This window comes from Candidatus Nitronereus thalassa, assembly GCF_032191465.1.
GTDB lineage: Bacteria > Nitrospirota > Nitrospiria > Nitrospirales > UBA8639 > Nitronereus > Nitronereus thalassa.
The window spans coordinates 2,594,035-2,618,628 of record NZ_JAQOUE010000001.1 but is presented as its reverse complement, the minus strand read 5'-3'; the positions used below and the strand labels follow the sequence as shown (position 1 = coordinate 2,618,628).

16 protein-coding genes are annotated in these 24,594 nt (G+C 47.5%); 7 read left to right on the top strand and 9 right to left on the bottom strand.

Annotated features, from left to right (window positions below):
- The 3 genes from PPG34_RS11785 to PPG34_RS11775 all read right to left on the bottom strand — a co-directional run bounded on the left by PPG34_RS11785 (position 1) and on the right by PPG34_RS11775 (position 1,931).
- Positions 1-1,044: a sensor histidine kinase gene (locus PPG34_RS11785; RefSeq protein WP_313833516.1), complete on the bottom strand. Its 1,044-nt coding sequence runs from the start codon at positions 1,042-1,044 to the stop codon at positions 1-3.
- 200 nt (positions 1,045-1,244) lie between these two features.
- Entirely contained in the window at positions 1,245-1,763 is a 519-nt protein-coding gene (locus PPG34_RS11780; RefSeq protein WP_313833515.1) for a response regulator, read from the bottom strand.
- Between the two features lie 33 nt (positions 1,764-1,796).
- Positions 1,797-1,931 (bottom strand): hypothetical protein, encoded by a 135-nt coding sequence (locus PPG34_RS11775; protein WP_313833514.1) that lies wholly within the window; start codon positions 1,929-1,931, stop codon positions 1,797-1,799.
- A 330-nt stretch (positions 1,932-2,261) separates the two neighbouring features.
- Here PPG34_RS11775 and PPG34_RS11770 point away from each other — a divergent pair, with 330 nt between their 5' ends.
- On the top strand, positions 2,262-3,020 hold the full coding sequence (locus tag PPG34_RS11770; protein ID WP_313833512.1) for a TrmH family RNA methyltransferase: 759 nt from the start codon (positions 2,262-2,264) through the stop codon (positions 3,018-3,020).
- Between the two features lie 190 nt (positions 3,021-3,210).
- Here PPG34_RS11770 and PPG34_RS11765 read toward each other — a convergent pair whose 3' ends face one another.
- Entirely contained in the window at positions 3,211-3,378 is a 168-nt protein-coding gene (locus PPG34_RS11765) for a hypothetical protein (protein ID WP_313833511.1), read from the bottom strand.
- 2,977 nt (positions 3,379-6,355) lie between these two features.
- On the opposite strand from PPG34_RS11765, the gene PPG34_RS11760 reads away from it, so the two are divergent.
- The 5 genes from PPG34_RS11760 to PPG34_RS11740 all read left to right on the top strand — a co-directional run bounded on the left by PPG34_RS11760 (position 6,356) and on the right by PPG34_RS11740 (position 14,282).
- Positions 6,356-7,510, top strand: a complete 1,155-nt coding sequence (locus PPG34_RS11760) for a hypothetical protein (protein WP_313833510.1) — start codon at positions 6,356-6,358, stop codon at positions 7,508-7,510.
- Between the two features lie 41 nt (positions 7,511-7,551).
- Positions 7,552-8,070 carry a hypothetical protein gene (locus PPG34_RS11755; protein WP_313833509.1) on the top strand — a complete coding sequence of 173 codons (519 nt, stop codon included), beginning with the start codon at positions 7,552-7,554 and terminating at the stop codon, positions 8,068-8,070.
- 60 nt (positions 8,071-8,130) lie between these two features.
- Positions 8,131-8,952, top strand: coding sequence for a hypothetical protein (locus PPG34_RS11750; protein WP_313833508.1), 822 nt, complete (start codon positions 8,131-8,133; stop codon positions 8,950-8,952).
- 238 nt (positions 8,953-9,190) lie between these two features.
- Positions 9,191-12,307, top strand: a complete 3,117-nt coding sequence (locus tag PPG34_RS11745) for a beta strand repeat-containing protein (RefSeq protein ID WP_313833507.1) — start codon at positions 9,191-9,193, stop codon at positions 12,305-12,307.
- 187 nt (positions 12,308-12,494) lie between these two features.
- Positions 12,495-14,282, top strand: a complete 1,788-nt coding sequence (locus PPG34_RS11740; RefSeq protein ID WP_313833505.1) for a ShlB/FhaC/HecB family hemolysin secretion/activation protein — start codon at positions 12,495-12,497, stop codon at positions 14,280-14,282.
- Positions 14,283-14,625: 343 nt separating this feature from the next.
- Here the strand turns inward: PPG34_RS11740 and PPG34_RS11735 are convergent, their stop codons facing one another.
- A complete protein-coding gene (locus tag PPG34_RS11735; protein ID WP_313833504.1) occupies positions 14,626-15,336 on the bottom strand; it encodes an OmpA family protein in 711 nt (236 codons plus the stop codon).
- Between the two features lie 557 nt (positions 15,337-15,893).
- The gene (locus PPG34_RS11730) at positions 15,894-16,709 is read right to left on the bottom strand and encodes a DUF928 domain-containing protein (RefSeq protein ID WP_313833502.1); all 816 of its coding nucleotides are present in this window, start codon (positions 16,707-16,709) and stop codon (positions 15,894-15,896) included.
- Between the two features lie 268 nt (positions 16,710-16,977).
- Between PPG34_RS11730 and PPG34_RS11725 the strand changes: the two genes are divergently transcribed.
- Entirely contained in the window at positions 16,978-18,525 is a 1,548-nt protein-coding gene (locus PPG34_RS11725; RefSeq protein WP_313833501.1) for a sigma-54-dependent Fis family transcriptional regulator, read from the top strand.
- Between the two features lie 179 nt (positions 18,526-18,704).
- Here the strand turns inward: PPG34_RS11725 and PPG34_RS11720 are convergent, their stop codons facing one another.
- The 3 genes from PPG34_RS11720 to PPG34_RS11710 form a co-directional block, all read right to left on the bottom strand.
- Complete coding sequence (locus tag PPG34_RS11720; protein WP_313833500.1) at positions 18,705-20,648, bottom strand: CHASE2 domain-containing protein; 1,944 nt, start codon at positions 20,646-20,648, stop codon at positions 18,705-18,707.
- 14 nt (positions 20,649-20,662) lie between these two features.
- Entirely contained in the window at positions 20,663-22,912 is a 2,250-nt protein-coding gene (locus PPG34_RS11715; protein ID WP_313833499.1) for a CHAT domain-containing protein, read from the bottom strand.
- Between the two features lie 290 nt (positions 22,913-23,202).
- Positions 23,203-24,546 carry a GAF domain-containing sensor histidine kinase gene (locus PPG34_RS11710; protein WP_313833498.1) on the bottom strand — a complete coding sequence of 448 codons (1,344 nt, stop codon included), beginning with the start codon at positions 24,544-24,546 and terminating at the stop codon, positions 23,203-23,205.
- Between the last annotated feature and the right edge of the window lie 48 nt (positions 24,547-24,594).

Sequence of the window (24,594 nt, the reverse complement as noted above, 5' to 3'; positions counted from 1 at the left end):
TCAACATCCCTCCCGAGAAGAAGGGTTGGGAAATTCCAGGTGGAAACAGGTCCCTTGCCCCACTTCGCTTTCAACGAAAATTTTTCCTTGATTTTTGTGGACCAGCGTTCGCACGGAGTGCAGCCCTAATCCGGTACCCTTTCCAGGAGGTTTCGTGGTGAAAAAGGGTTCAAAGATCTTCGGCAGGTGCGTGGGAGGAATTCCCGGACCGGTATCCTGAATTTTGACGCAGATCTTTTCTTGGTGAGTAACGGAAGATAAGGTCAAGGTCCCGGAGCCATTCATCGCTTGAATCGCATTTAAGACCAAATTGACAAATATTTGAGTGAGCTCTTCGGCTTTGGCTAACACTCTGGCTTTGGAAGAATAGGATTTGAGGATTGACACCCTATTAAACGACGCCGCGTATTTTGCGATCTTCAACGATTCATCCAGTTGCTCCTCAAGATCAATAATAGAAAGAGGATGGGTCTGCCCGTGACGGGCATACCCGGTCAGGTGCTGACACATGGTAATGATCCGTTTAGCCGCTTGATGAATTTCTTTGGCCTGGTCGCGAATCTCTTCTGAATAAGCCTCGTCACACAGGTTTTCACTGAACCCGAGAATCACATGAAGGGGATTATTAATATCGTGCGCAATGCCCAGAACCATAGTCCCAACTGTCGCGAGTTTTTCGGTATGGGAAATTTGGCCTCGGACTTGATGTTCCTGCTCGGCGAGTTCCAACAATAACTTGGCGCCGTTGCCCTTCAGGACCTCGACAGATTGTTCGGACGAGTTTGAATTGGATTCTGACGACTGAAGGTGGCCGGTGGTATCAATGACCAGATGAGGCTGTAATAAGGCATTGGCCGGAGCCGATGAGTCGAGGTTGCCCAAAGCCCCTAAAAGGGAAGAAGGAGAAGTTTTCTCCACAGAGGAACCCTGAGGCGACAGTTCCACAATTTGGATATCGTGAAGATGCCCGAGTAACTCCATAAGAGGTTGGGTTCTTTGGCCCCCACCAAGGATGGCGACTTTCATTCGTCCAATGTCCGTCATGATGTATTCCTCCAATCATGCCGCCGCCAACAAAAAGAAAAATTCCATAGCCACGAACATACCCTCCTGGTGATTACTCTGACTTCTTGTCAGAACCAAGCCCTCGAAGGAGCCTCCCCAAGGAGGGAAGACTCCTCTTGTGGGTGGAAGCCGAAGGTTGTTCACCAATTTCATACGTGATGACCTACTCTTTGGCTTATTTACATAAAAGAAATTTGACGTTGTTCAATGGCCTTGGCCACCGTGGCTTTCAACTTTTCTTTTTCAACCGGCTTCACGAGATAGTCCACAATGCCGCTGGTCATAAAAGATGTTGCCATATCTAAATCCGGATACCCCGTGAGTACGACCAAGGGCATACTGGGGTACTGCTGTTGGAAATAGTTGATGGCTTCCACCCCATTGATTTTGGGCATACGAATGTCCGTAATAATTGTATCGACCAAAATAGGGTTTTCCCCGGCGTTGAGAACCTTGATGGCCTGGTCCCCATCTTCCGCTTCAATGACGTGATAGCCACTCTTTTCAAGCGTCATTCGAATGACCTTCCTGACATCAGGTTCGTCATCCACGACTAACACCGTCCCTAAGGTTTTTGAACCTGAAAAAATTGCTGAAGACCTCGGCGCGTTTTGAGGAGCAGACGACTTACCCGAATCAGACCCGTCAGCATTGGTGTGACCTTGAGGTTGTTGAGTTGATGAATGTTCTGTAACCATGGCTTCCTCCTTAGTGGGTAATGGATGAATAAACTAACTATCGCTATCGGAAGACCAATCTCCCGTGATTTTCTTGGAACCTTTCTCCGACCAAATACGCACAAGTACGAAGACGACGATGAGCGTGGTCAGTATTCCGGAAATAACAATGGCCCAAGACATGTTCACGATTGTGTTCTCCTTTAAAAGTGGGAAGTTGGTCTTCCTTAATTCATGAATAAAGCAACCCTTGTGCCAAGCATGGAAATACCGCATAAAGACAAAATGCATTGATTCAATCCCGTTGTTTTTGTTGATGAATTTTCGTGTAAAATCGAAAATGGCGACATGGGCTCTGGCCATGAAGACAAGCAGATACTGGAAACGTTGTTTACATAATGGTTGTAACTGTCTACATTGTTTTCTTCTGTAAAAATCAGCACTTAGGTTCACAAGACCATGGTTTCCTCTTAAGTAGGGACAAAAGAAAGAGGGAGGAGAGACACAAGTCGGTAGCCCATGAAGATGCAAATAAACAGCCGGGGGAATGCCCGTTTTAAACGCTGGCTACAGCTATTAAATTCGCGTGGGGTACATAAGCATCAGCAATTTCTAATGTTTGGAGAACGGGTCGTTCGAGAAATTCTTCACACACAACCGGATCGTTGCCTTGAATTGATCTATCCGGTCTTGTGGGCGAACGATTTATCCGTCCCCGAGACGGTAACTCACCATTGCCTTGAAGGCCCATTGTTTAAGGAATTAGATGTCTTCGGCACCAAGACGCCAATTGCCGTGTGTCGAACTCCGGAGATTGTCGATTGGAACCAAAAGGAGGCTCCCCAGGGACTAGAGTTACTGTGCCCCCTCGGCGACCCAAAAAATGTTGGGGCGGTAGTACGAACCTGCCAGGCATTGGGTGTCCAAAAGGTCATTTTATTGAAGGAAGCCGCGTCTCCCTTTCACCCTGCGTCCACCCGTTCAGCAAGTGGGGCCGTATTGAATGTAGAATTTGTCAAAGGCCCGTCGATCCACGATCTCAACCATGACCAAATACTCACAACGCTTGTAGCAATGGATGTTTCAGGAAAAAACCTAACCACCTATCGATGGCCAAAACATGTGCGCCTATTGATTGGGGAAGAAGGTGAAGGACTGCCGGAAAGTAGTGCTGCCGAGAAGGTTGCCATTCCCATGACGAAGGGCACGTCTTCACTAAACGCTGCAGTGGCGGCAGGGATGGCGATGTATGCCTACCGAGTGCAACACAAATTATGAGCGTTATTGTGTAATAAATAGCCCACGTATTCAAATTGTTTCTACCAATTCAACAACCAGCTTATTAGTCATCACCGCAGTTTTTAGCGGGGATCTATCTTGAATCCCGTGCTTTCCAGGTAGCTCTACTCTGGGTTTGCTATTGAAAATTCCCCTTTGGGTAAAGGGGGATTTTCAATCATTGTTATCTCTAATAATTACACCGTTGCTTGTGGTGGGGATCTTTATTAGGAGACTCGAGCACGACACAGCGTTGGATTCTCATAGCCGAATTGGTGTTGGGGATTTTGGGCTCCCGCGCCCCCTGCAGGGGAAGTAGGCGTTCCTGCAGGGAGTGGGGAGGTGAGGGAGGAGTCATGGGCCCCTCCTTCAATTAGCTCAGCCTTCATGTGCCATGGCAATTAAGGAGGAGGGTAAATTGCCACGCAGGCGCAAGGTGGGTGCTACACCTCGCTATGAACGGGTACGAAGCCTGAGCTAAAGATTTTGGTTGTGCTCACTAAAATTTTTCATAAATCAATTCCTCATTATATCCTGAGTTCTGGAAATACTATTTCAATTCCTATGCCAATTACTTAATGAGATCCCCTGTCCAGAAATTCCCAACAACCACCATACAAACCAGCTTTCGTCTTTGAGCCATTGTCCACAAAGTGGTCACTTTTCGTAAACCAGATTATGAAGGAATTGAAAGATAACCCTTTTTCTTCCCTGGATTTGAATAAAATTTCCACTTTACGCCAATTGGCGTATGGGCGGAAAAGTCAGGCAGGCTGGAATAACCAAGAATTTTTTATTTGGCGATCTTGAAAAAACAAACGAATAAAGAGGGGGATCGGCGAAAAGAATGCTCCCCCCCAACAGCAAAGAGATAGGGTACGTTGACCTAGGGAGACAATAATATTAAGGGTCCAACTTTTTATTGATTTTGCATTATGAAAAATTATTGCCATGAATTTTATACCCATAGCAAAGAGAAAATGAAGAAAGCTTTAATAGCTGTCGAATGTTTCCAATTTGGAAATGGCTTCAATTCAGGAGAGGAAGTTGAAAGAGAAGGTGCCAGAAAAATCTTTTTCATGCATCCCCATGGCTTTTTCATAATTTGTTAACACGGTAGACATATTCCTCAAAAATAAAAAGGATATACTATATTGCAACGACTTTCCCGCAGCAAAAGTCATGTCTTTCTTTCGACCAGTGCCACCTCAAAATCAGCAATACCATCACTAGTTTTCCAAGCAAGCTAGTCCGTTCACGTTCTAGTCGAGTAACTCGAAAGAGTGATCTCTATTGGAAAGTTCAAAATCTGGCATTCCTTTTGCGTGCTCAAATTACGTATTACAAAAAATTAAAAAGTATTGAAATCGGGGATTGAAAAGGCGCAACATGTCTCAAGTCTTACAATTGCGGAAATATAAGAAAAAGGTAATTCAGGCCAGAGATAGAATCTGGAATTTTTTAAATACCATCTATCTTTGTATCAGGTCTGAAGACCTAGGCCTTGCACGAGGTAAGGTCAAAGGCTTTCCCACAAGAAGTGGTGTCGGTTCCAAAAAGGAGCAAATTCCGATGGAACACCGAACACCAGAAAGTGCAGGGTACTTTCTATTCGGTGGCACTCACATGGCCCCGATAGAGAAAAATAATACTAAGCGACAAATTTTCGCTGACTTGCTACACAGTGCCCCTCACGAGGAGGAGGGAGGGAAAAATAATACCAAACGACAAACGTTCGCTGACTTTATATTAGAAAAAAAGTCCCACCCGACCCCTTTTCTTCCCCCATTCCCTTCAATATCCACCAAAAGTTTCTGTGGACCAGGGCCCAGCGTGAGCCATGGTCAAGACCGCAGCAGCGGCAATAAGGATGTCAATCTGTTTAGGGCTCCTCTAGTTCAGGCATTGCTCATTGCCCTTACCCTGGGAGTTCCTTCTTGGGCCCATGAGACTTCCATCACGGTAGATGCTTCTCTAGGTACCAAGGCAGGCCACCGATCAGGAAACAGGGAAAAAATTTATGGCCAAACTAAAAAGGGAACGACCCACTATCATGGGCCTCAAGAGTTCAGCATCAACATTGGGGAAGGTCACAAGGCCGTCTTTACACATGATCAAGCTGATGCTACCACTTCCGCCAAGAGTAGCCCTATGGCCCAAGTCGTAGGTGTTGGGAGAAATTCAACCCTAACTTCGGGAACCTTTCATGTAGCTACGAAAAATAATATTCAAAAGGCTAATCCGGTTAACAAACTTTTCGAAAAGAACTTAAACTCCGACGATTTAGTTCCCTTCTTTAGGCCAATAAACCTTAGGGCCTTTACTCGGAATGAGAAAATAACGATAGCGGAGACGGGATGTATCGAGACAAGTCGGTACGATTTCCCTGCTCCACCACGCGGGCCACCGCCGCCCCCTCAGCCAGCCCTTGAGAGTAGTGGAAAAATCGTCATTCAAGGCAGAGCAATAAGAATGGCGAACCATTTCCAAATGACATCAAGTCCGAGGGAGGGAACACTTCTTTCCCCACCGATGCCCCCTCAATGTGAACCGGAACCGCCGGAGCGGTTCCAATCATCGCAAAAGAATCGTTTACCAGGTCTAACGCGGATATTAACCCCAAGGGAATCTTTTCTTTTGGAGATGGCCCACCTAACTATCTCAATATCAGCACCACCTCTAAGTCCGGTTGATTCTTACCTGAGGATAACCGCAGAGGAAACGGAGAAAACGCGACATTTGACTGAGCCCAACATTGATCTAGGTGCGGGCAGGATTGATACAGCCACTGGTGCTTTAATCGGTACGACTGAAAGAATCGTTTTTAATGTCATGGATTTGAAAGATAAAGAACAACGCCCGATTTATGAACGTGAGAAAGGTTGAGAGACCTATGGAACACCGCACCAAACAGTACCTACCATTTTCCAATCCACCAAAAGGTTCGACCCTAACCTCGAGCCACCGTTTCGGCCATTCCGTAAATAATTTCTATTGGAAAATCAGAGTAAGTGAAAGGAAGAGATCCTGTTCTGGAAGGACCAAGTCTTGCCCGTTTGCAATATGGCTCTTGATACCCGGGCTTCATAAAGATGGGGGATTTAACATTGTTCAGAAAAATTTTTAAAAATTTATAATTTTCCCATTCTTCCCTAAATAAGACATTCAAGAAAGAGGGAGTAAAAGACTCCTTTAGAATTGTGGAGGGCTCTACAATGTCTATACCATTCATGTTTCAAATTTTTAAAGGGAACACAAGAAACTCAAGAAAGTTTCCTTCTAAACGGCAAGTAAGGATGTTGACATTGCTAGGTCTTCTAATAGGAGCGGGTGGATTGGCCTTTTCTTTAATGGCAAACGCCGGCGGGGGCGACAAAGTCCGGGTACATGCTAATGGAAACCTAGAGGAAGCAGGAATAGAGGTCTATGGGACTATTAAAGGAACCCCTGACAGGGAAGAGAGTATTAGACTATTCAAAAACGAATTACGACTTACAAAAAACTTTACCGGCCCCCCGGTGCGTATCTTTGGTTTTGCCAAACACCATCCGCCTACTCTCTACCAACCCATTCAGGGAAATTCCCAAAGCAAAAAATGGACACCTAGGGCGGATGATATTTTACCAATAACATTTCTGGAAGAATATTTGATTCCGATTAAAATTTGGATTGTGATCTTCACCGAGATTGAGAGACCTGGTGATGTGGAGTTTCTCAAGAAGAAAGCCATTGACGCAGTTGGAAACACAAATGAGATTTGGGAAAGAGAGCGGCAAGGTATCGCTCTCGATTTAATGTGGAGTCCCTCAAATCCCGAGGTCAAAACTTTATCTATGGGCGACCCGGCCAACGTAGACTTCCCGGCCAACAAAGAATTTTTGAAATTTGATTGCAACAATTTTTCTACCAACTCTCAGGTACGGCATCTCCAAAAGGTCGTAGGGTTCGAAAAAGACATGATCAATGTGTATTACATGCTCAAGGTACGTGGTGATGGAAATGACATGAGTGCGACGAGCGGAGTGAATTGCGACCGTCAGAAGGACAGCCACGCCGAGCGGGGTGAGAACATAAAAATCGATGATATTTTACCCGAGAACGTCCATGACAAACGAATTATCGCTTTGGGGGTAAAAACCGACCCAAATCTTTTAATCCACGAGTTGGGACATGCCTTTGGTCTGGTGCATCATCCCAGATGGAAGGATGAGCCCCAGAATGTCATGTATAACAAGGGTTCTGCGCGCAAATATTTAACCGAAGGCCAAACATTCCGCCAAGTCAGGAATGCTCATTCCATGCTTCAAGTTGTCTACAAGAAAACACTGTGCCCAGAAAACCCGGCACAGTGTTTAACCATGGGCGAACATCCGGTCAGCGAGTTCCCAAAGGCATGTCCAGTGTTTACGAAAGAGGACACTACAACTGATGAACTAAGCAAAATAAACTGTCCTCCGATTGATTATAGGCTTTGGGATGATGGGGAATGACTTAGTCACTCAAGGCCAATTGGGAAAGGGAGACAATAGTCATGAAACAATACATCGCATCTAGAAATTATCTTTTAATTGTGGTTGTTGTGGGATTGGTGGTTATCTGGAGCGCACAGGCGCAAGAACGGGCACACGCCACCGTTCAATTAGGTCCTGACTGCGAATTCAATGGGGGCTCGGGTCCAGAAAACCTCTCGCCGGATGAATTAATTAGCATTATTCAGGGCGCGGCAGGATCGTCGATTGTGCAACAAGCCACGATTACGAGAACCGATGAACTGAAGGCACAGTTTGCCGAACGCCGCGAATATCTCGAGGGAAGTCCCAAGGGTCTGAGTCAAAAAGAAATTGAAACCCGAAAGCTTGAATCAATGGATGAATTTTTAAAAAAAGGCATAGCGGACTTTCGTGAGAGATGTAAATACAGGGCCATTGACGCCATAGCCATTCATGCCAAAGACCCTTCAAGCAAAGCCAGAAAGGCATTGGAAGATGTCAGTAGCCAAACAAAAGATAAGTTACTCAAATTTTACATCGATGATGTATTGGCAAAGTAAGGTTTCCAATAACGTTATTTTACTAATTCATTTATGCTGAGTGAAAAAAGGAGGTTGCACATGTGCAAGGAAAGACCCTGTTTATCATTGTTTGCGCTCTGTTTGCTAGGGTTGTTACTGATCCCATCGGTCTCACAAGGAACAACGGCCAAGGCGACTATTGAAGGTAATTTAATACCTCCTACCACTGGAGATCCCCCAGAGGAACTAAACCTCAGTGGGATCTATACCGACAGCGCCGGGAAACAATACAAAATCGAAGCGCTTCCAAATTCGAGTAATAATGCCCGCGTCAGCGTGATAGATAGTAGCCCTGATAAGGTCATCCTAAGGAATATGAAAATCACGGCATTGGATGCCGGAGTAACCGGACACATAGAATTTTGGGGAGAGGACTTCGATAATTCAGTGCAAGACCAAGATGGAAAAGTCTATGTGGATGCCGTGACTTCCATGTCTGTTAAGCGGAAATTTGGGCCGAGCATACGAGGAGCCGTGGGGAGTGAAGTGCACGTAAGTGGTGCCTATGTGTTTCCTCCAACGGGCACTTGGCAACATGTTCATCCCACAGTCAAGACTCCACTCCCTCCCCCACCGACCACTAATTGGTATTACAACAAGACGGTAGGATATAGCCCTGTGGTGTGGGATGGCGGTTGGCAAGATAATCCAGTCATGGGGAGTAATACCCGTAGGTATAAAGGGATTTTTAATTTTTTATTAACAGACAAAGATGACTGGATTGAAATTGCGGAGGGAGGAGGAATCACGGTCACTGGTAAGTCCACGGGCGGTTCCTCGGCTAATGTGGAAGTTGGTGAATTTTGGGAGGAGCATGATTATTGGGGAGAGTTTTGTATTCAATGCCCCGAAGGCTCCTAATGGTAAGTAAGCCTTGGAGCCAGAAAAACCCGACAAAAGCTCTATCTGTTACGGAGCTTGACGAATGGCCACAACACTAGAAAGAACCGTAAAATAGGAAATTTGAATGTCTACTCGTCTTTTCGGTTTAGGCTTGGGAGAGGCATCCTGGGCTAAAGGGAAAAGAAAAGTCGAGTTAAAGAATCTTACATGAAACCAAAGAGGATAATTTCAGACTTGAGTAGGAATTGAACCCTCCATGTGCGTGTCACGACTAATCAGTGCTCGGATGAAACCCTCAGCATTCCCTAATTCTGCCATGGGCAGAAAGCTGATTCTGTTTTTGACCGGCCTCATCTTCCTGAGTCCTCTCATGGAATTAAAAGGTGAGGCCGTGGCACAGACCCCGCACATCACCATTGATGGAACCCTTCAACCTTTGGGGGGAAGCGGTCCCCAAGGTTTTACCGATCCTGATGTGACCATCACCGAGGGGATGGGTGTTGTGCTCGGGTCAAGTCTGATACATAGTTTTGGAGTGTTCAATATTCCCACCGGCGGAAGCGCCACGTTCACGGGAGCAACACCGGGAATTGCCAATGTCCTGAGCCGGGTCACCGGAGGACAGGTATCAATAATTGATGGGACCCTGAACTCCACCATTCCTGGGGCCAATTTTTTTCTGATTAACCCCTTTAGAATAGAATTTGGGCCGAATGCCACGTTGAATATTGGAACCCTGGGGCAACCAGGATCGTTCACGGCAACAACGGCAAACGTCATTCATTATGAAGATAGCACCGTGTTATATGCAGATCCTGCCATGGATGCGAACTCAAACAGCATCCTCCGAATGAATCCAGTGAACGAATTTGGTTTTGTTGAAGATTTTGCCGATATCGGTGATCCGCAGGGGTTTGAATTTACCACCGATACCCCAATGCCCATTCGAGTAAATGGATCTTTCTTTCTGAACGTACCAACCGGGGAAGATCTCACGCTCATTGGCGGGGACATCGATGTGAATTCAGGAAGTTTTTTGTTTGCTGGGGGCGGGAAAGTCAAACTAGCCAGTCTTTCTACACAAGGAACAGTGACCACATCTCCCGGGGGATCAACTTTGGATATTGATTCGCCGGGACAGAATAACGGACAAGTCTCGTTAACCGGCGGATCTTTTGTAGATGTATCCGACCTCTTTTTTGAGGCCAATGGCCAGAGCGGGACCGTCCTCATTCGTGGTGGCCAGTTCGTCATGGATACCGGATCGGTTGTCTTTGCACAAAACTTCGACGTCCAAGACCCTGTAGATCCTAGCGTCGACATTAAGCTTACTGGAACTATGACAATGGATAATGGGAGTACAATTTTTAGCGACACTTTGACCGAAGGCAATTCAGGGAACATTATCGTGGAAGCCTATAACCTCGAAGTGCAAGGAGGTTCCACCATTCAAACGAACTCTGGTAGCAATCCTTCTCCAGACGGGAATGCCGGAAACGTGACCGTCAACGTAGACCATGACGTACGCGTCTCAGGGGCTAATAGTGTAATCCAAAGCGCGTCAACTAGTGCGACAGGTAATAGTGGAATCGTATCCGTAACCGCAGGCCAAGATATCATCGTTGAAAACCAAGGTTCGATCAACACAGTCTCCCAAAGTGGAGGTTTAGCCAATAATGTTTCCCTCGACGCCAAAAACCTTGTCGTGCAGTCCGGCGGTTCAGTACTGACTTCAAATACCGGTTCAGGTTCCACCGGGCTTGTGAGCATTGAAACAGATAACACGACGACCATTTCTGGCAACAACTCACGTATCTCCAATCGGAATCTTGGCCCAGCTGCCACTGGTTCCAACCAAGGAATAACGATTCAGGCTGCCGATTTTGTTTTAGATACTGGAGCTCGTGTAGATACGGAATCGGTTAACGTGACGGGAGGAGCCATCTCCATCACAGGGACAAATTCCCTTATGGTAAAGGGGCAGTCTTTGGGTGAACCATCTCGAATTGTCAGCGATGCGGCTAACTCCGACGTCGCCCCCATCACATTAAATGCACCAACGATTCTATTTGATCAAGGAAGCGTACGAACTCGGACCGCTGGCACCGGCAACGGTGGAGCTATTTCCGTCAACGGCACCAATGTCACGTTTTCTAACGGCGCAACCTCTCTGGCCACCACCACCGGTCAAGGCAATGCCGGATCTACCACTATAAACGCCACCAACTCGGTAACCATCGCCAGTGGGAGCCGTTTTGATAGTAGTAGTGCGAATAACGCTACGGGTGAGGGTGGCCCCATAACGGTCGTTTCAGAAAATGATGTCACAATTACTGGCGCCAATACAGGCCTCTTTAGCGAAACTGAAACAATAGCAAAGGGAGGAAATATTTCAGTTACCGGCAATCAGGTTGTTTTTTCCAATGGAGCCACCGCTTCGGCCCAAAGTTCCAGCATGGCTGCGAATGCCGGTGACTCCGGGAGCGTGACCATTACTACCACAGGGGGCAATTTCCAAAGTAACAATGCCACCCTGTCCACGTCAGCCGTTGGAGCACAGGGTGGAGATATTTTAATTGATGCTGCCCAAAATGCCGAATTTACTAATAATTCCTTGGTGACAGCTCTTAATACGAATACCAACGCCCAAGCCATTGCTGCTGATCCGTTAGTAGGGACGGCAGGAGGAATTACTGTCGTGGCAGGAGATACTATTTTTGTCGATAACAGTACCTTCAATGTGCAGTCTCTATTGGGTAATGCAGGTAATATTAAATTCGATGCGAATATTCTCATCCATGTGAGGAACAGCTTGATTTCCGGTTCGACTGGAGGTGGTCCTACCACTCAAGGTGCCAACATCGATTTTGACCCTCTTTGGATCATTATAGAAAATAGCCGGATAGTGGCAAATGCTTTTGAAGGCACGGGAGGCAACATCACCTTTACTGCAACACAAGGGGTCTTCATTGATCAATTCACCACTGAGAACATTGACTTCTCTTCCCAGTTTGGCACGAGTGGGTCTCTGGATGTTCAAGCGCCAATTATCAATTTAAGCGGCATCATCACCCCCTTGCCACAGGACGCTTTGAAAGTCGCCAAGATGTTTGCCGCGCGTTGTGCCGCCCAACAGGGTGGGCAGTTCAGTAGCTTTGTTCAAGGTGGACGCGATGGTATCCCTCCACCTCCTGGTGGATTCATGACGAGTCCGCTTAACATGAGCCTGCCTCAATCATTTTCCAACTCTCCAAGTTTTATTCCTGAACCATCCGGGAATATGGTCAAACGTCTTGGTATGGAAGCCGCCGATGAATTGGCTAGGCACTCTCATTGGATGATTGGTGATACCATTCGCGGTTGTGCCGCCTAAGTTATTTTTTAATCATTTCTCAAATCTCGTTTATTTACTCCTCTCAACATTGCTATACTGGCCTCCCCTGTGAATTCTTCAAAGAAAATTTTTAGGAGGTAAGAATTATAGTACCTACAAGGAAGGTTCATATTGTCTTCCTGTTTTTTTCTCCTTGACTCATTTTCCTTTTTCAGAGGGCTGTTCGTTGAAGACCAGCATTCATACCAAGCCAATGCGAAACGAGAATGCGGTATCCCGGAACGGCGTTGTTGGCTTGAGCCTGGAGCCTTCCATTTTTCTCGTCTTCTTCGCCTGTTTGGAGCTGGTGCTTCCCCTCAAGGGTTTTTCCCAATTAGTCCCCCCAACGCTTGATCCTAGCGGACGATCTGGGGAACCTCCGGCCTTAGAAAAACAAATTCCTCCAAAGCCAATTCCTCCCCCAGAACGGATTCTTCCTCCTCCTCCAGCCATAGATCCCAGCCGCCAGCGGCTTCCTCTCATTCGGGTGTTCATTAAGGATATACAGGTTATTGGGAGTACCGTGTTTACTCAAGAAGAGTTGGATGAAGTCATTGCGCCTTATGTTAATCGGGAATTGACAACCGAAGACCTCCAAAAGATTCGGCAGGCATTGACGTTGCTCTATGTCAACAAAGGGTACATCAATTCCGGAGCAGTTCTTCCTGACCAAACCGTCCAAGATGGCGTGGTGACCATCCAAATCATCGAAGGCGAACTCACGGATGTTCAGGTTGAAGGAACAAAACACTTCTTTCCGTTTTATTTGGAAAGTCGGATTCGCCTCAGTGCCGGGACACCTCTCAACATTTATGAACTTCGAAAACGCTTGCAACTGCTTTTACAAGATCGCCGCTTCAAACGAGTCAATGCGGAGTTGAAACCAGGGCTCAAGCCTGGCCAAAGCATCCTGCTCGTCAAAGTTGAAGAAGCCAGTCCATACAAGATGTGGACGGACTTGAATAATTTTCAATCGCCCACCGTCGGTGCAGAGCGGGGTTCAGCCACAATCTCTCATCAAAATCTTATTGGGCTTGGGGATATTTTCACGGTGACGTATGGAAAGTCCGATGGCCTCGACCCGCAATTTGAAACAAGCTACCTGCTACCCCTCAGCCCTTGGGACACCACTCTGTTGGTGCAATACCGCAAAAACGACTTTGCCATTGTGGAAGCTCCGTTTGACACCCTGAATCTTAAGAGCGAATCAGAGATTGTCCACTTCTCCATTCGCCAGCCTCTTTATCGCACTCTCGAACAAGAATTGGCAGTATCTTTGGGGTTTGAGCGGCTGCGGAGTCAGATTTTCTTATCCAATGTGGGCACCAATATTTTTACTCCCGGGGCCAAACCCAATGGGGAGTCGGTCGTCTCGGCGTTACGCTTTGTTCAAGAATGGACCAATCGACAACGGCAAGATGTGATGGCTCTCCGCTCTCAAATGAGTTGGGGCATTGATATCCTCGATGCGACGAATAACGGGGGCAGTCTTCCCGATACCCAATTCTTCTCTTGGCAAGGACAGGCCCAGTGGGCGCACCGTTTTGATCCCTCAGGGATTCAGCTTTTGAGCCGGATGATTCTGCAGTATGCCAATGACCGACTGTTTCCCCTTGAACAATCGGCAGTGGGGGGACGGTATAGCGTTCGAGGCTATCGAGAAAACCAACTGGTTCGCGACAACGCTTTTGTGTTTTCTGTTGAAACCCGCATTCCCCTCTTGCCTGGGATGCTGGGGCCGGTGAATCTGCAGTTTGCTCCCTTTCTCGATGTGGGGCGCGCCTGGGTCGCCAAGGGTGTCAACCCCGACCCCGAAACCCTAGCTAGTGTCGGGTTGGGATTACGAGCGTCAATATTCGACCGAGCCCATTTCAGCATTTATTGGGGCCTTCCTCTCAACCATGTTCCCACCACCGGCGGAAACCTCCAGGATGACGGCATCCATCTGCAACTTGTGGTCAACGTGCTGGATTAATTTTTAAGGCTCTTCCAGGATTTGAATTGGCCAGAAGACTTGATGAGGAATCACGCACCCTTTGAGATGGCAGCATGAGATGCTGCGGCTACAAAATCCCCATTGTCCCTGGAAAGGTATCCCCGCCCCCACCCATGGCCAAGGATAATATCGAGGGCCACATCTTAAACCCACGCCATTTCCTGATGAGCCACTTTTAATTGCTACCAGTCGCCCCCGGCAGTCTCTAGCGGGGATCCGTCTTATAATTTCCTGGACTTCTTTCTCTATATCGGAATGCCGAAAGATGAGTGGAATTCAGAAAATCCGCTTCGTCTCAGTCAACTGCGTTAGTTCTCGAAATTTACCGTGACTCTGCGAGGTGAATTCGTTGGAGGAATGGCTGGTGAGTCGCGTGCTCAGACGTTACTTGTTCATTAATTCCCGGGGTTAATCGAAGTCGCGCCAAGCATCCTGACTGAGGGCGGTTCATAGCTAACAACTGGAACGCGTGGTCAATACGAAGCATGTCTTGCCAACAGTCCGATGCGCGACCGTAACAACGAGGTTGGTGGGAACCAAAAGAGATGGTTGATATTTGTGAAGATGGAACGCCGAGATTTTGTAAGTAGCGGGTTACAGAATCAGCTCGATGGATTCCCAACGCCACACTATACGCGGTCGTGCCGCGCTTATCGCAAATTGCCTCAATCTGAAGTTTGCGAGTGTGATCATGGGCCAAGAGCTTTGCACTTTCAACAATTATTTGGGCCGCTTCTCGTTTGAGGAAATAGCGTTTCGCATCAAAGTAAATTTCCGCCAGGACTGGTGAACGGTCTGCTCGTGCAGCTGGGGTTTTCAAGCGAACCAGCACTAACGCATCGCGATTGGCAAACGGGTCTGCCATGGCGGGAAGTTCAATGTGTTCCATGGCTACTTGGGTGTGTGCTGTTTCGATTGTCCCGGTTTCGCCAGGGTCCACATGGGCGAGGCCGTTAATTTCGGAAAGGTGCTCAGGATTCAAGAAGGCTTGGGAAAAACCGGAAGCGGGAAGGGTGAGACATACGGAAACCATGCCCAACAGAATAAATCCTCGCGTTCTTCTCTTCGCGACCATGTAACTCCGGAGGTTGCAGGGCAAGGAAAACCATGAATGAGTGCGTCATTCTTCTATCCTCCTGTTTTTCGGTTTAGGGAGAAGGAGACTTAATTGCTTCACAGAATATCGTGACGTTTTTGGGGTCATCAGGAAAAAGGAAAGAAAGTACCAGATAGAATCCCGCTAAAGACTGCGGGTATGACAACGGTGGGCGATGGCACTGTAGTAATAGGAATAGGGCTGGTTACCCGTGGAATTTCCCATCCGTCATGCCCGCAATACGTTAGCAGGCATCCAAGGGTTCTCCCCGAGGAGGAAAACTGCAAGCTGGCTTCCCACGGTTACTAGCGGGAAGCCAGAGGGATTAGTGAGGATTGTAATTAGGGACAGGACATCGCCTGATACCTGTTGGAGGCTTATTCGTCGTGCCCGCAAGCTAATGGCGGGAACCCATCCTTCTTAGCCGCCTCAGGCAAGAAAAATCAGATGGTTTCACGCTAACGACTGTTGGAAGGGTGAAAAAAGAATGTTCCCTAAAATTTCTTTTTGGCTATGCGGTCGAACCTCGCCACTTCTTCTAGGTTTACTTGATCCAACAGAGCGTTCCGAATCTGTTGCAAGCGGGTTTCCTCGGGAGATTCCTTAATGGCCCGGGATATGGCCGCGATAGCGTCATACCACAATCCTGCCTCGGCATGGATAAACGTGGCTTCTACGGCATCACTATGCTCTGAGACATTTTTCGGAACTTCCGAGGGTAAGGCCCGTTGAATTCTTGCACTGGCCACAAGGTCTTTTGAACGATGCTCGGGATCAAGAATCAAGGCCACGGACCATCGGTACATCTTTTCCGGCGACAGCCGAACCCCAAAATCTGAAAGCCGAATCCGTTGAATGCCAGCCTCCACAGGGGACGGGAGCCGAGTTTCAACCAAGGGTTCAATCCCGTCTTCGTCAATCAATGTAAACTCGATAGGCACATTGGTTGATTTGGATACATACCAATAGAGATCGGGTTGATCTTGGCTGGTTAATCCCCTGACTTGCCCTGGAGCTAAGACATGCGTCATCAAATGAATTCCGGCATCGCCCCGGGTCCCTCCCCCAACTCGACCGCCAGGCGCTCCCCGTTTCGGTGGTTTGTACACTGGCATCCGAGTCGCCTTTTCCATTTTGGCCGATTGAACTAGGTGTTGTTCTTTCTCTTCCACAGTGCTGCCTGATTTAGCTCCATTGCGGGCAATAAATTTATCTTCCTTGGTTTCCTTTCCAGGTAAAGGTTTTCCCGAAACTCCGCCTGCCATCAGTCCTAAGATAACCATCACGATTGTGAGTTGAATGTATCGCATGTCCGTCCCTCCTGATCAGAGACTACGGGAAATATATGTCTTTCCTGAGTCTAAATTAGAATATGCTCCTATCTGTTTCTCTAGCAAGTGAGGTGCCAACATTTTCCTCTTTGGTAATGGATTGTGATTCACTCGCCGAGAGGGAGGCCACTGTATACATTGTTTCAATTTCGATTACCTCGTTGACATAGCCTTTTTTATCATGACACACTAAGGGTCTGAGATGCGTTTCACTTTCCCTCTCCTCTGCAACTAAGGGTTTCGACGTATGAAGTCAGACTCCAAAACGTTGCCTAACTCTTCGCAGCTTCCAAAAAAAGAACTCACCGCCGTCCTTGATCTTTGCCGTAATCTCAATGCGCAAAACCAGTTTCCGGAATTCCTGAAAATGCTCTCCCAAGAGGCCGCCAAGATTCTTCAGGCGGAAAGTACCAGTATTCTGATCTATGACCGGGAACATTGTGAACTCGTGTCCTTTGTCACGCTTGATGGGGTGCCTATTCGGTTTGACGCACGTCTGGGAATTGCCGGTTCGGCCTTGATGAACGGCACCCCCCTCATCGTGGCAAATGCGGCACAGGACGCCCGATTTTATCCAGGGATTGATCGCCTATCTCACATTCGAACGCGTTGCGTCTTAGCCATTCCCTTACGGTCTAATTCCGGTGAAATCATTGGGGTATTTGAAGCCATAAATAAAAAGGGCGGCTCTTTTTCTAGACGAGATTTGGAATTGGGAACATTTTTGGTTGATCAAACGGCTCCGGCAGTTGAAACGGCACAAATTCTGCACCTGGTTACGCAGCAGCGGGACCAACTCTCTCAAGTCAATGCCCAACTCTGGAAAGAGATGGAAGGACGATTCGCCACTCAAAATCTGATCGGAACCAGTCCGAGGGTTCAAAATATCATTCGGCTGATCGACCAGGTCAGAGATAGCTCTGTCGATGTGTTAATCACCGGTGAAAACGGTACGGGGAAAGAACTCGTTGCCAAGGCCATTCATTACAACAGCTTACGCGCCAAGTTTCCTTTTGTTGCCCTTAATTGTGCGGCTCTCCCGGAGAATTTACTTGAAAGTGAATTATTTGGCATCGAAAAGGGAGTCGCCACTGGGGTCGAAGCCAGGATAGGAAAATTCGAACAAGCGAATGGTGGCACCCTTTTCCTCGATGAAATTGGCGACTTGGGAAAACGAGCCCAGGCAAAGATTCTGCGAGTTCTCCAAGAACGCCTGTTTGAGCGTGTGGGAGGACGGACGAATATTCCCATTGATGTTCGCGTAATTGCAGCGACAAATAAAAAACTCGAGGAAGCCATTCGGGAGGGAGAATTTCGAGAAGATTTGTATTACCGGTTGAAAATCATCCACATTCAAACACCAGCCCTCCGAGAAATTCCCGGTGATATTCCCATGCTAGCCAATTTCTTCCTCCATAAATATTGCCAGGAATTGCGAACCGATCCCAAACGATTTTCCCCGTCAGCGCTAAAAAGGTTTGAATCCTATTTTTGGCCTGGCAATGTGCGGCAACTTGAAAACGAAATTAAGCGGATTGTGGTGACGGTGCGCCGGACGACCGTGACCATGGATGATTTAGAAGACAACATCCGTTTTGGAAAGGTTCTCCACCAGAGTGGAACACTTACCCCCGGTCGAACCATTCATGAGGCCGTTGAGGATTTAGAAAAACGAATGATTCAGGAGGCTCTGCAATCTTGCCATTATAATCAAGTACAGACTGCCAAACTTTTGGGTCTCAGCCGTCAAGGACTTATTAAAAAAATTAAACGTTATGGAATCGGGGAGCCTTGAGGGATTTCCACATAGCTTGACCGAAAGGTCACCTGCGAACCTTCTTTTCCCAAGAAAGGAATGCCCATCTGGATACCCGCTCAAAGCTTGCGGGCATGATGAATTGAGGTTCCAGCAGACAAACGGTCCCTCCCCCATACTCACAAACCCACAAGCCTCTGTTGTCATTCCCGCAGTCCCTAGCGGGAATCCATCTTTTCTTCCAGAAATCCTAATATCCGATACACCTTGATTCGATGTTCTTTGCCTTTGAGCTTGATTTCTCCGCAATCATGGGTTTCCCATTGTCCGTCCAAGTAGGTCTTTGTCGTCTCTCCTATAAGGATTCGGCAAGGTTCCTCTTCGGTGAGCGAATCCTGAGGAGCATGGTCAAGGCTTTCTAACCGTGCTGCGATATTCACTGCATCCCCAACTGTGGTGAATTTTAGTCGCTGGGAACTCCCCAGGCTACCAGCCACCACGGGGCCTGTAAAAATACCAATCCGCAGGCGCACGGGAGGCAACGCTTGAGCTTTAAGATCCATGTTGAGTCTTATAATTTCATTTTTCATCTCTAAGGCACTCATGACGGCATTTTGGGCATCTTGGCGAATTTCCGAATCCGTGGTTCTGACAAAGGGCACGCCAAAGTTTGCCTTGATCGCATCCCCATAATAATCGTCAACAACCCCTTGGTGTTTCATGACCACGGTGGCCATGAGTTCCATATACTGATTGAGCCAATCCATTAATTGTTGAGGGGTAAACGATTCGGCGATGGGTGTAAAACCTTCAAGGTCTGCGAATAACGCCGTCACAACTTGTTTCTGAGTACGCAATCTTCCATCGTGAAAAAACTGATCGCGCTGTTGCCAAATCAAATTGGCGACCTCGGGGGAGACATGTTTGGAAAAGAGATCCATCAACAGCTGCCGTTGATCTCGCTCCATCTTCGAAAGTGCTGTCGATACAAGACTTCCTGTGACTAACAAGCCCAAAACCGGGGTCAACAAGGGAAGCCACCAGTCAAATTGAATGGCGAAATATGCGATTCCCACCAACAGAACTGTCCAGGCTACGAAAATGCTCAAAAATGACCAAAGGGCTCGGATCACCAGGGCGGTTAACCCCCCGATCATGCACCACAATACGATCCATCCCTGCTCCTGCCAATCTGATAGCACCTGTATAGGCCGTTCGCTCTCTAAGGCCATTCGAAGCAACTGGCTCGCCATCTGAGCATGCACCTCAATTCCTGGCATGGATTGTTCATGGTCCAACCCTCCGCTATACGGCGTAATAAAGGAATCTTTTACACTTTCTGCTGTGACCCCGATGAGGACAATTTTATTTTGAAATACTCCAGCGGGCACTGTTCCTGTGAGAATGTCGGAAATCGCGTAATGAGAAAAGGAGGGATTGCCATGACGATACCGAATGATGAATTGATAGCCGGAATCATCAAGATTGACATAGGCGCCATCATGGGACTTCAAGGGAGGAAGAGTGACAGCTCCCAGTTTGACAAAAGCAGAATTTTTTTCGTCTGGTTGAAGCACCATCCCTTCCTGGTGTAGGTAGCGAGTAACCAAGGCCAAGGCAAATGATGTCGCGCTGATTTCACCGTTATCTAAAAACAGCAGCCCTCTCCGTACCGTTCCTCCTGAATCTTCAAGTATGTCGTTAAAAGCCACCTGGTCTGTGTTGATTAAAACACGTGGCCCGGGAATTCCCATGTGAGTTCTCGAAGGAAATTTCATCACGGTCACGATGTTGGGATTGCGGGTAAAAATCTGGTTCAGTTGTTCGGTCCCAGGCGGGACATCAAAATCTCGGTAAATGTCTAGTCCAATGGCCCGGGTGCCGTATTGGGAAAGTTGTTCCAGTAATTGAGCCACGGTGTGGTCGATCAATGGCCATCGCCCTATGCTACGAATATCTTGTTCCGAAATAGTCACTAGGACAATTCGGGAGTCGGGAGTGGAGTTTGAAGGTTGTAGGCGTAGCGTCCAGTCGTAGGTGGCCAGTTCCAGAAACTCGAAGATGCCAAGGTGGCGAAGGCCAATGACGCCTATGGACGTAAAGACGGTGACTAAGATAAACAGGAGGATGGGAGTGCGAAAGAGTTTAATAGGAAGGCTCACTTCGAACAGGCCAGTTAGAGCCAATTATTCAGAAGCAAAAAGGGTGCCCAATATCCTGGATGCTGATAGGTCGGATCCCCTATGATCTTTATTTGCGCTCGTTGCAGCGCCATGGCTTTTGATAGGGAAGGATCTAAGAGTTGAGTGTAAAATTCTGAAACTAAGTCCGACGAAACTTTGTCGTTGATAAACCACAACGTGGCCAAGGCACTCCGCGCGCCAGCCTTAATCGCAACACCCGCAAGCCCTAAGGCGGCACGATCATCCCCAGCCGCTGTTTCACAAGCACTGAGGGTAAGAAGATCCAGCGGGGAATCCCTGAATTGGTAGAGCCCAATGATCTCATCGAGCCGATCCATAGTCAGCGGTTCATCAAACGCCAACACAAAACTGTCTTTCGAAGTGCTGGCAAAACTTCCGTGTGAGGCAATATGAACAATGGAAAATGGTTCTTTTTTCATTTCCTGTTCCAAGGACGACACCACAAATTGTTCATTCATAAGACCCTTGCCCTGAAACAGTTCGTCTAGTGTCTTCAATTCATCAGCCACGCTGGGGAGGGGGGGAAATCCCTGGACCGATTTGGTGAGACCCACCGATAATACCTTCAAAGACTCCCGGTTCAAAGGATGAGGGTCGGTGAGAGTCAGGCCAGGAGTCGTAGCAAGGGCGTAGTGCTGAATAAGAAATTGCTCCCCATCATATAAGGCACCGATAGGGATCGTACGAAGCGCCCCATCTGGCACGATGACTAATGTATCAATCCCCGCTTGTTTCAAGTCCGAGTTAATTGGCCTGATGAGCCAATCGTACAATTGTTGTGCATGAGGCCTGTATTGATTGGTGGTTCGCTTCTCCAGGAATCTCCGGAACGCTCTGACTTCATGGGTGAAGGTTTGTTCGTCAATAGGAACCGTCTGACGATAGAGCTGGCCGGCGACACTCACCAACAGTTCCAACCGATTAGGCAAGATGATGGGATAGAGAATTGCCGTTGTCTTTTGGGAAATTTTATCAACTTTTTCTATATGCGCGAGGGTGGCTTGAACACAATCATCACGAAAATAGTCTTGAAGTTCGGCAACCTTGAATGCTTCGACAGTCTCCCGAGCCTGCAAGAGCCATTCGCGTGATTGGGATATAGACGTGGCTACATCGGCCTGCTTCAGAATAAGATCGGCAAGTTGAAAGAAGAGTGGCCCCACCTTTTCACGAAAACTCAATAGAGTATGTTTGGGGCTAAAAGAAAACTCCGAACGAATCGGCTGCAAGGTGCCTATCGCCCTTTGATAGGCCTCTATGGCCTCTTGTGGTTGGTTCAAGGCACGAAGTAAGCGCCCGGTTTGCCATTCCCATTGATATAAGGACTCTGGCGCATTGGCCTGTTGGGCGGTCAGCACGGCTCGTCGTGTAAGCTGAAGCGCTTCCTGAACATGCCCTTCGGCTTCATACAACCGTCCAAGGTGCCCCCACGCGTATGAACTCATGCGATGGTCGCCGAGACGTTCCCCAATTTGCGCTGCTGATTCAAGAGCAGAAGCGGCTTTCCTTTTTAGATGTCTTTTCTGAGGGGAAATAGAATCACTTAAATCATGAAAAACCATGCCGAAATTAACCAGTAAGGCTACTTTTTGGTGTGAGTCTGGCAATTTTTGGATTCGGCTTTGGGCGAGATCGAGTTGTTGCTCTGCGGCTTCGTCATCTTTTTCCTGAACCCATGTTTTTGCCGAATTGGTGAGGGCGGTAATGGCTAGAGACTCGTTTCCAACCCCTTCCGATAATATGATCCCTTCGGTGTAGGCAGCAATTGCTTCGGCATTTCGGTTATCTGCAGCGAGGGTGTTCCCTAAATCATTTAACAAGGATGCCGTATAGGACGGGTTATCTGCTCTTCTGGCCAAAGTCAATGCAGACTTTAGATAATCAATAGCTGGTGTGGTCTGACCCATGGCAAAGAGCACATTGCCAATTCTGCCAAGGAGGATTGGCTGCTGTACGCAGCTTGTCACCCGTTTACAAAGATTCAATGCCGCCTGAAAGGTGACCAAAGCTTTTTGGTATTGACCCAAATGGTAAACAGATTCCGCTAAATGTGTCAGCGCCTGAATTTGATCATTGGGTTTTTTATCTTCCTCATAAGAACGGGCGGCATCTGAAAAGCTCAGCGCGGCTTGTTCAAATTTTCCATTCTGAAATTCAGATATTCCCTTCGAGAAGTGTTCTTGGGGATGTTGGGGGGTCTGAGCAAATGAGGGAACACTCAAAAACTCTAGAACAATGAGCAGAAGGACAGCGAGAAGTAAGATTTTAGCAGTAGCGGATAAATTTAGAAATAAAGCGAATTCGCGTTTTTTTTCGAAGGGAGGTGATAGGGAAAAGGTCAACATTAGAAATTTTTTGGACTAACCAAAAGGTACCCTTTATAGTCTGATATTTTTTAAAAATAAGTCCTTAAATATCCACCCATCACCTCCGGCCAGTATTAGAACCTCTTGACGGTGAATTGTAGGACCCTTGTTGGAGGAAATGCAAATATGTCAACTCCTGTTGTGGATCAATCTCCGTCTCTTGGGGAATCTGGACTTTCCCAATTGGAGTTTACCAACATTCCCTGTATAGGGAGGGAAATATAAACCGTCGTGCCAATGCCCTTGGCACTTTCCACCTTGATGAAGCCTCCGTGTTCCTCTATGGCGTGCCTGACACTGTTCATCCCCAATCCGTTTCCCAATGATTTCTTGCTGACTATTTTAGTGGAAAACAAGACATCGATTTCTTCCTGGGATATTCCTGGGCCGTCATCACAAATCTTTACGCAAATATGTTCACCCTCTCTAGAACCATAGATCCGAATGACGCCCCCCTTGTGAAGAGCCGTCACCGCATTGTGGAGAAGGTTGTAGAACACACTAAAGAGTTTTCTCTCATCGCCTTGCAGGAATGGCAGGGTCTCCAGTCCATATTTCTCGATGGTCAGATTTAATTTGTGAATAGGAATGGACAAGGCGTCCAACACCTCATCAGTCACCGATTGAATGGAACACGAGGTGAGTTCGTTTAAGGCGATATGGCCCATGAGGCAGTCCACCAGGTCCTTGGCTTTCCTTTGAAGGCGCCTGCCATTTCTTTCAATCATACCCAGGCTTTCTTCCCAAACATGGATACTCGGCTTCATAAGGAGAATTTCCTGGGACGGGACTCGATCGAGAATTTGCCGGGATTCATCTTTCAACAAATCCGTGCCATCCAGAATGGGCATTAATAAATTTTTCATATCATGGGCACAATCCTTGATAAAATTTTTTAAGTCTTCTCGTTGCGTCATTTGGTCGGACCATTGACGATGAAGGGCCATCGAGAGAAATGAGGACAACACTTGAAGAAATTTCTTATCTTCTTCGCTTAGGGCTTCCTCGTTCACATTAAGTATTTCCACAACCCCCATGGAATGCCCATTTGGATGCTTGATCGGTGTCGCAATGAGATTTTGCGTGAAATATCCGGTCAACCGATCGATTTCTGGCCAGTAGCGAGGGTCACGAGGGGCATCGGATACAAATTCGGAGATCCCTGAATGAAATACATAACCGGCGATTCCCGAATGCCAGGCCACCGTCGTGTTTCTTGGCACAGGATTGGATCCTTTGGAGAGAAAGAATTCTAGATGTTTATTTTTTGGCGAGGCCAAAAGAAGAGAACCTGCCTGGCCTCCAACGATATGAAAGGCATAATCCAATGTCATGCTGGCAAATTGGTATATGCCTCGTTCTTGAAACAAGGCTTGATTGAGCCCTTCCACCGCGGCCAGCTTCCAGTGGGTTTTTTCGGTAGAGGAAAGGCATGGCCTTTGGGAAGATCCCTTGATGCCTGATTTTCCAAATTTTTGGGTATCCATCATGCCCCCTCACCTGAATTGCTAATGTATTGACCAACGAGAAACACTTAC

Bases quoted from the DNA above. Each gene is read 5' to 3' on its own strand.
- PPG34_RS11750 (WP_313833508.1), top strand. From the start codon at position 8,131: ATGTGCAAGGAAAGACCCTGTTTATCATTGTTTGCGCTCTGTTTGCTA.
- PPG34_RS11785 (WP_313833516.1), bottom strand. From the start codon at position 1,044: ATGACGGACATTGGACGAATGAAAGTCGCCATCCTTGGTGGGGGCCAA.
- PPG34_RS11730 (WP_313833502.1), bottom strand. From the start codon at position 16,709: ATGCGATACATTCAACTCACAATCGTGATGGTTATCTTAGGACTGATG.
- PPG34_RS11735 (WP_313833504.1), bottom strand. From the start codon at position 15,336: ATGGTTTCCGTATGTCTCACCCTTCCCGCTTCCGGTTTTTCCCAAGCC.
- PPG34_RS11710 (WP_313833498.1), bottom strand. From the start codon at position 24,546: ATGATGGATACCCAAAAATTTGGAAAATCAGGCATCAAGGGATCTTCC.
- PPG34_RS11755 (WP_313833509.1), top strand. From the start codon at position 7,552: ATGAAACAATACATCGCATCTAGAAATTATCTTTTAATTGTGGTTGTT.
- PPG34_RS11770 (WP_313833512.1), top strand. From the start codon at position 2,262: ATGAAGATGCAAATAAACAGCCGGGGGAATGCCCGTTTTAAACGCTGG.
- PPG34_RS11725 (WP_313833501.1), top strand. From the start codon at position 16,978: ATGAAGTCAGACTCCAAAACGTTGCCTAACTCTTCGCAGCTTCCAAAA.
- PPG34_RS11765 (WP_313833511.1), bottom strand. From the start codon at position 3,378: ATGACTCCTCCCTCACCTCCCCACTCCCTGCAGGAACGCCTACTTCCC.
- PPG34_RS11745 (WP_313833507.1), top strand. From the start codon at position 9,191: ATGTGCGTGTCACGACTAATCAGTGCTCGGATGAAACCCTCAGCATTC.
- PPG34_RS11780 (WP_313833515.1), bottom strand. From the start codon at position 1,763: ATGGTTACAGAACATTCATCAACTCAACAACCTCAAGGTCACACCAAT.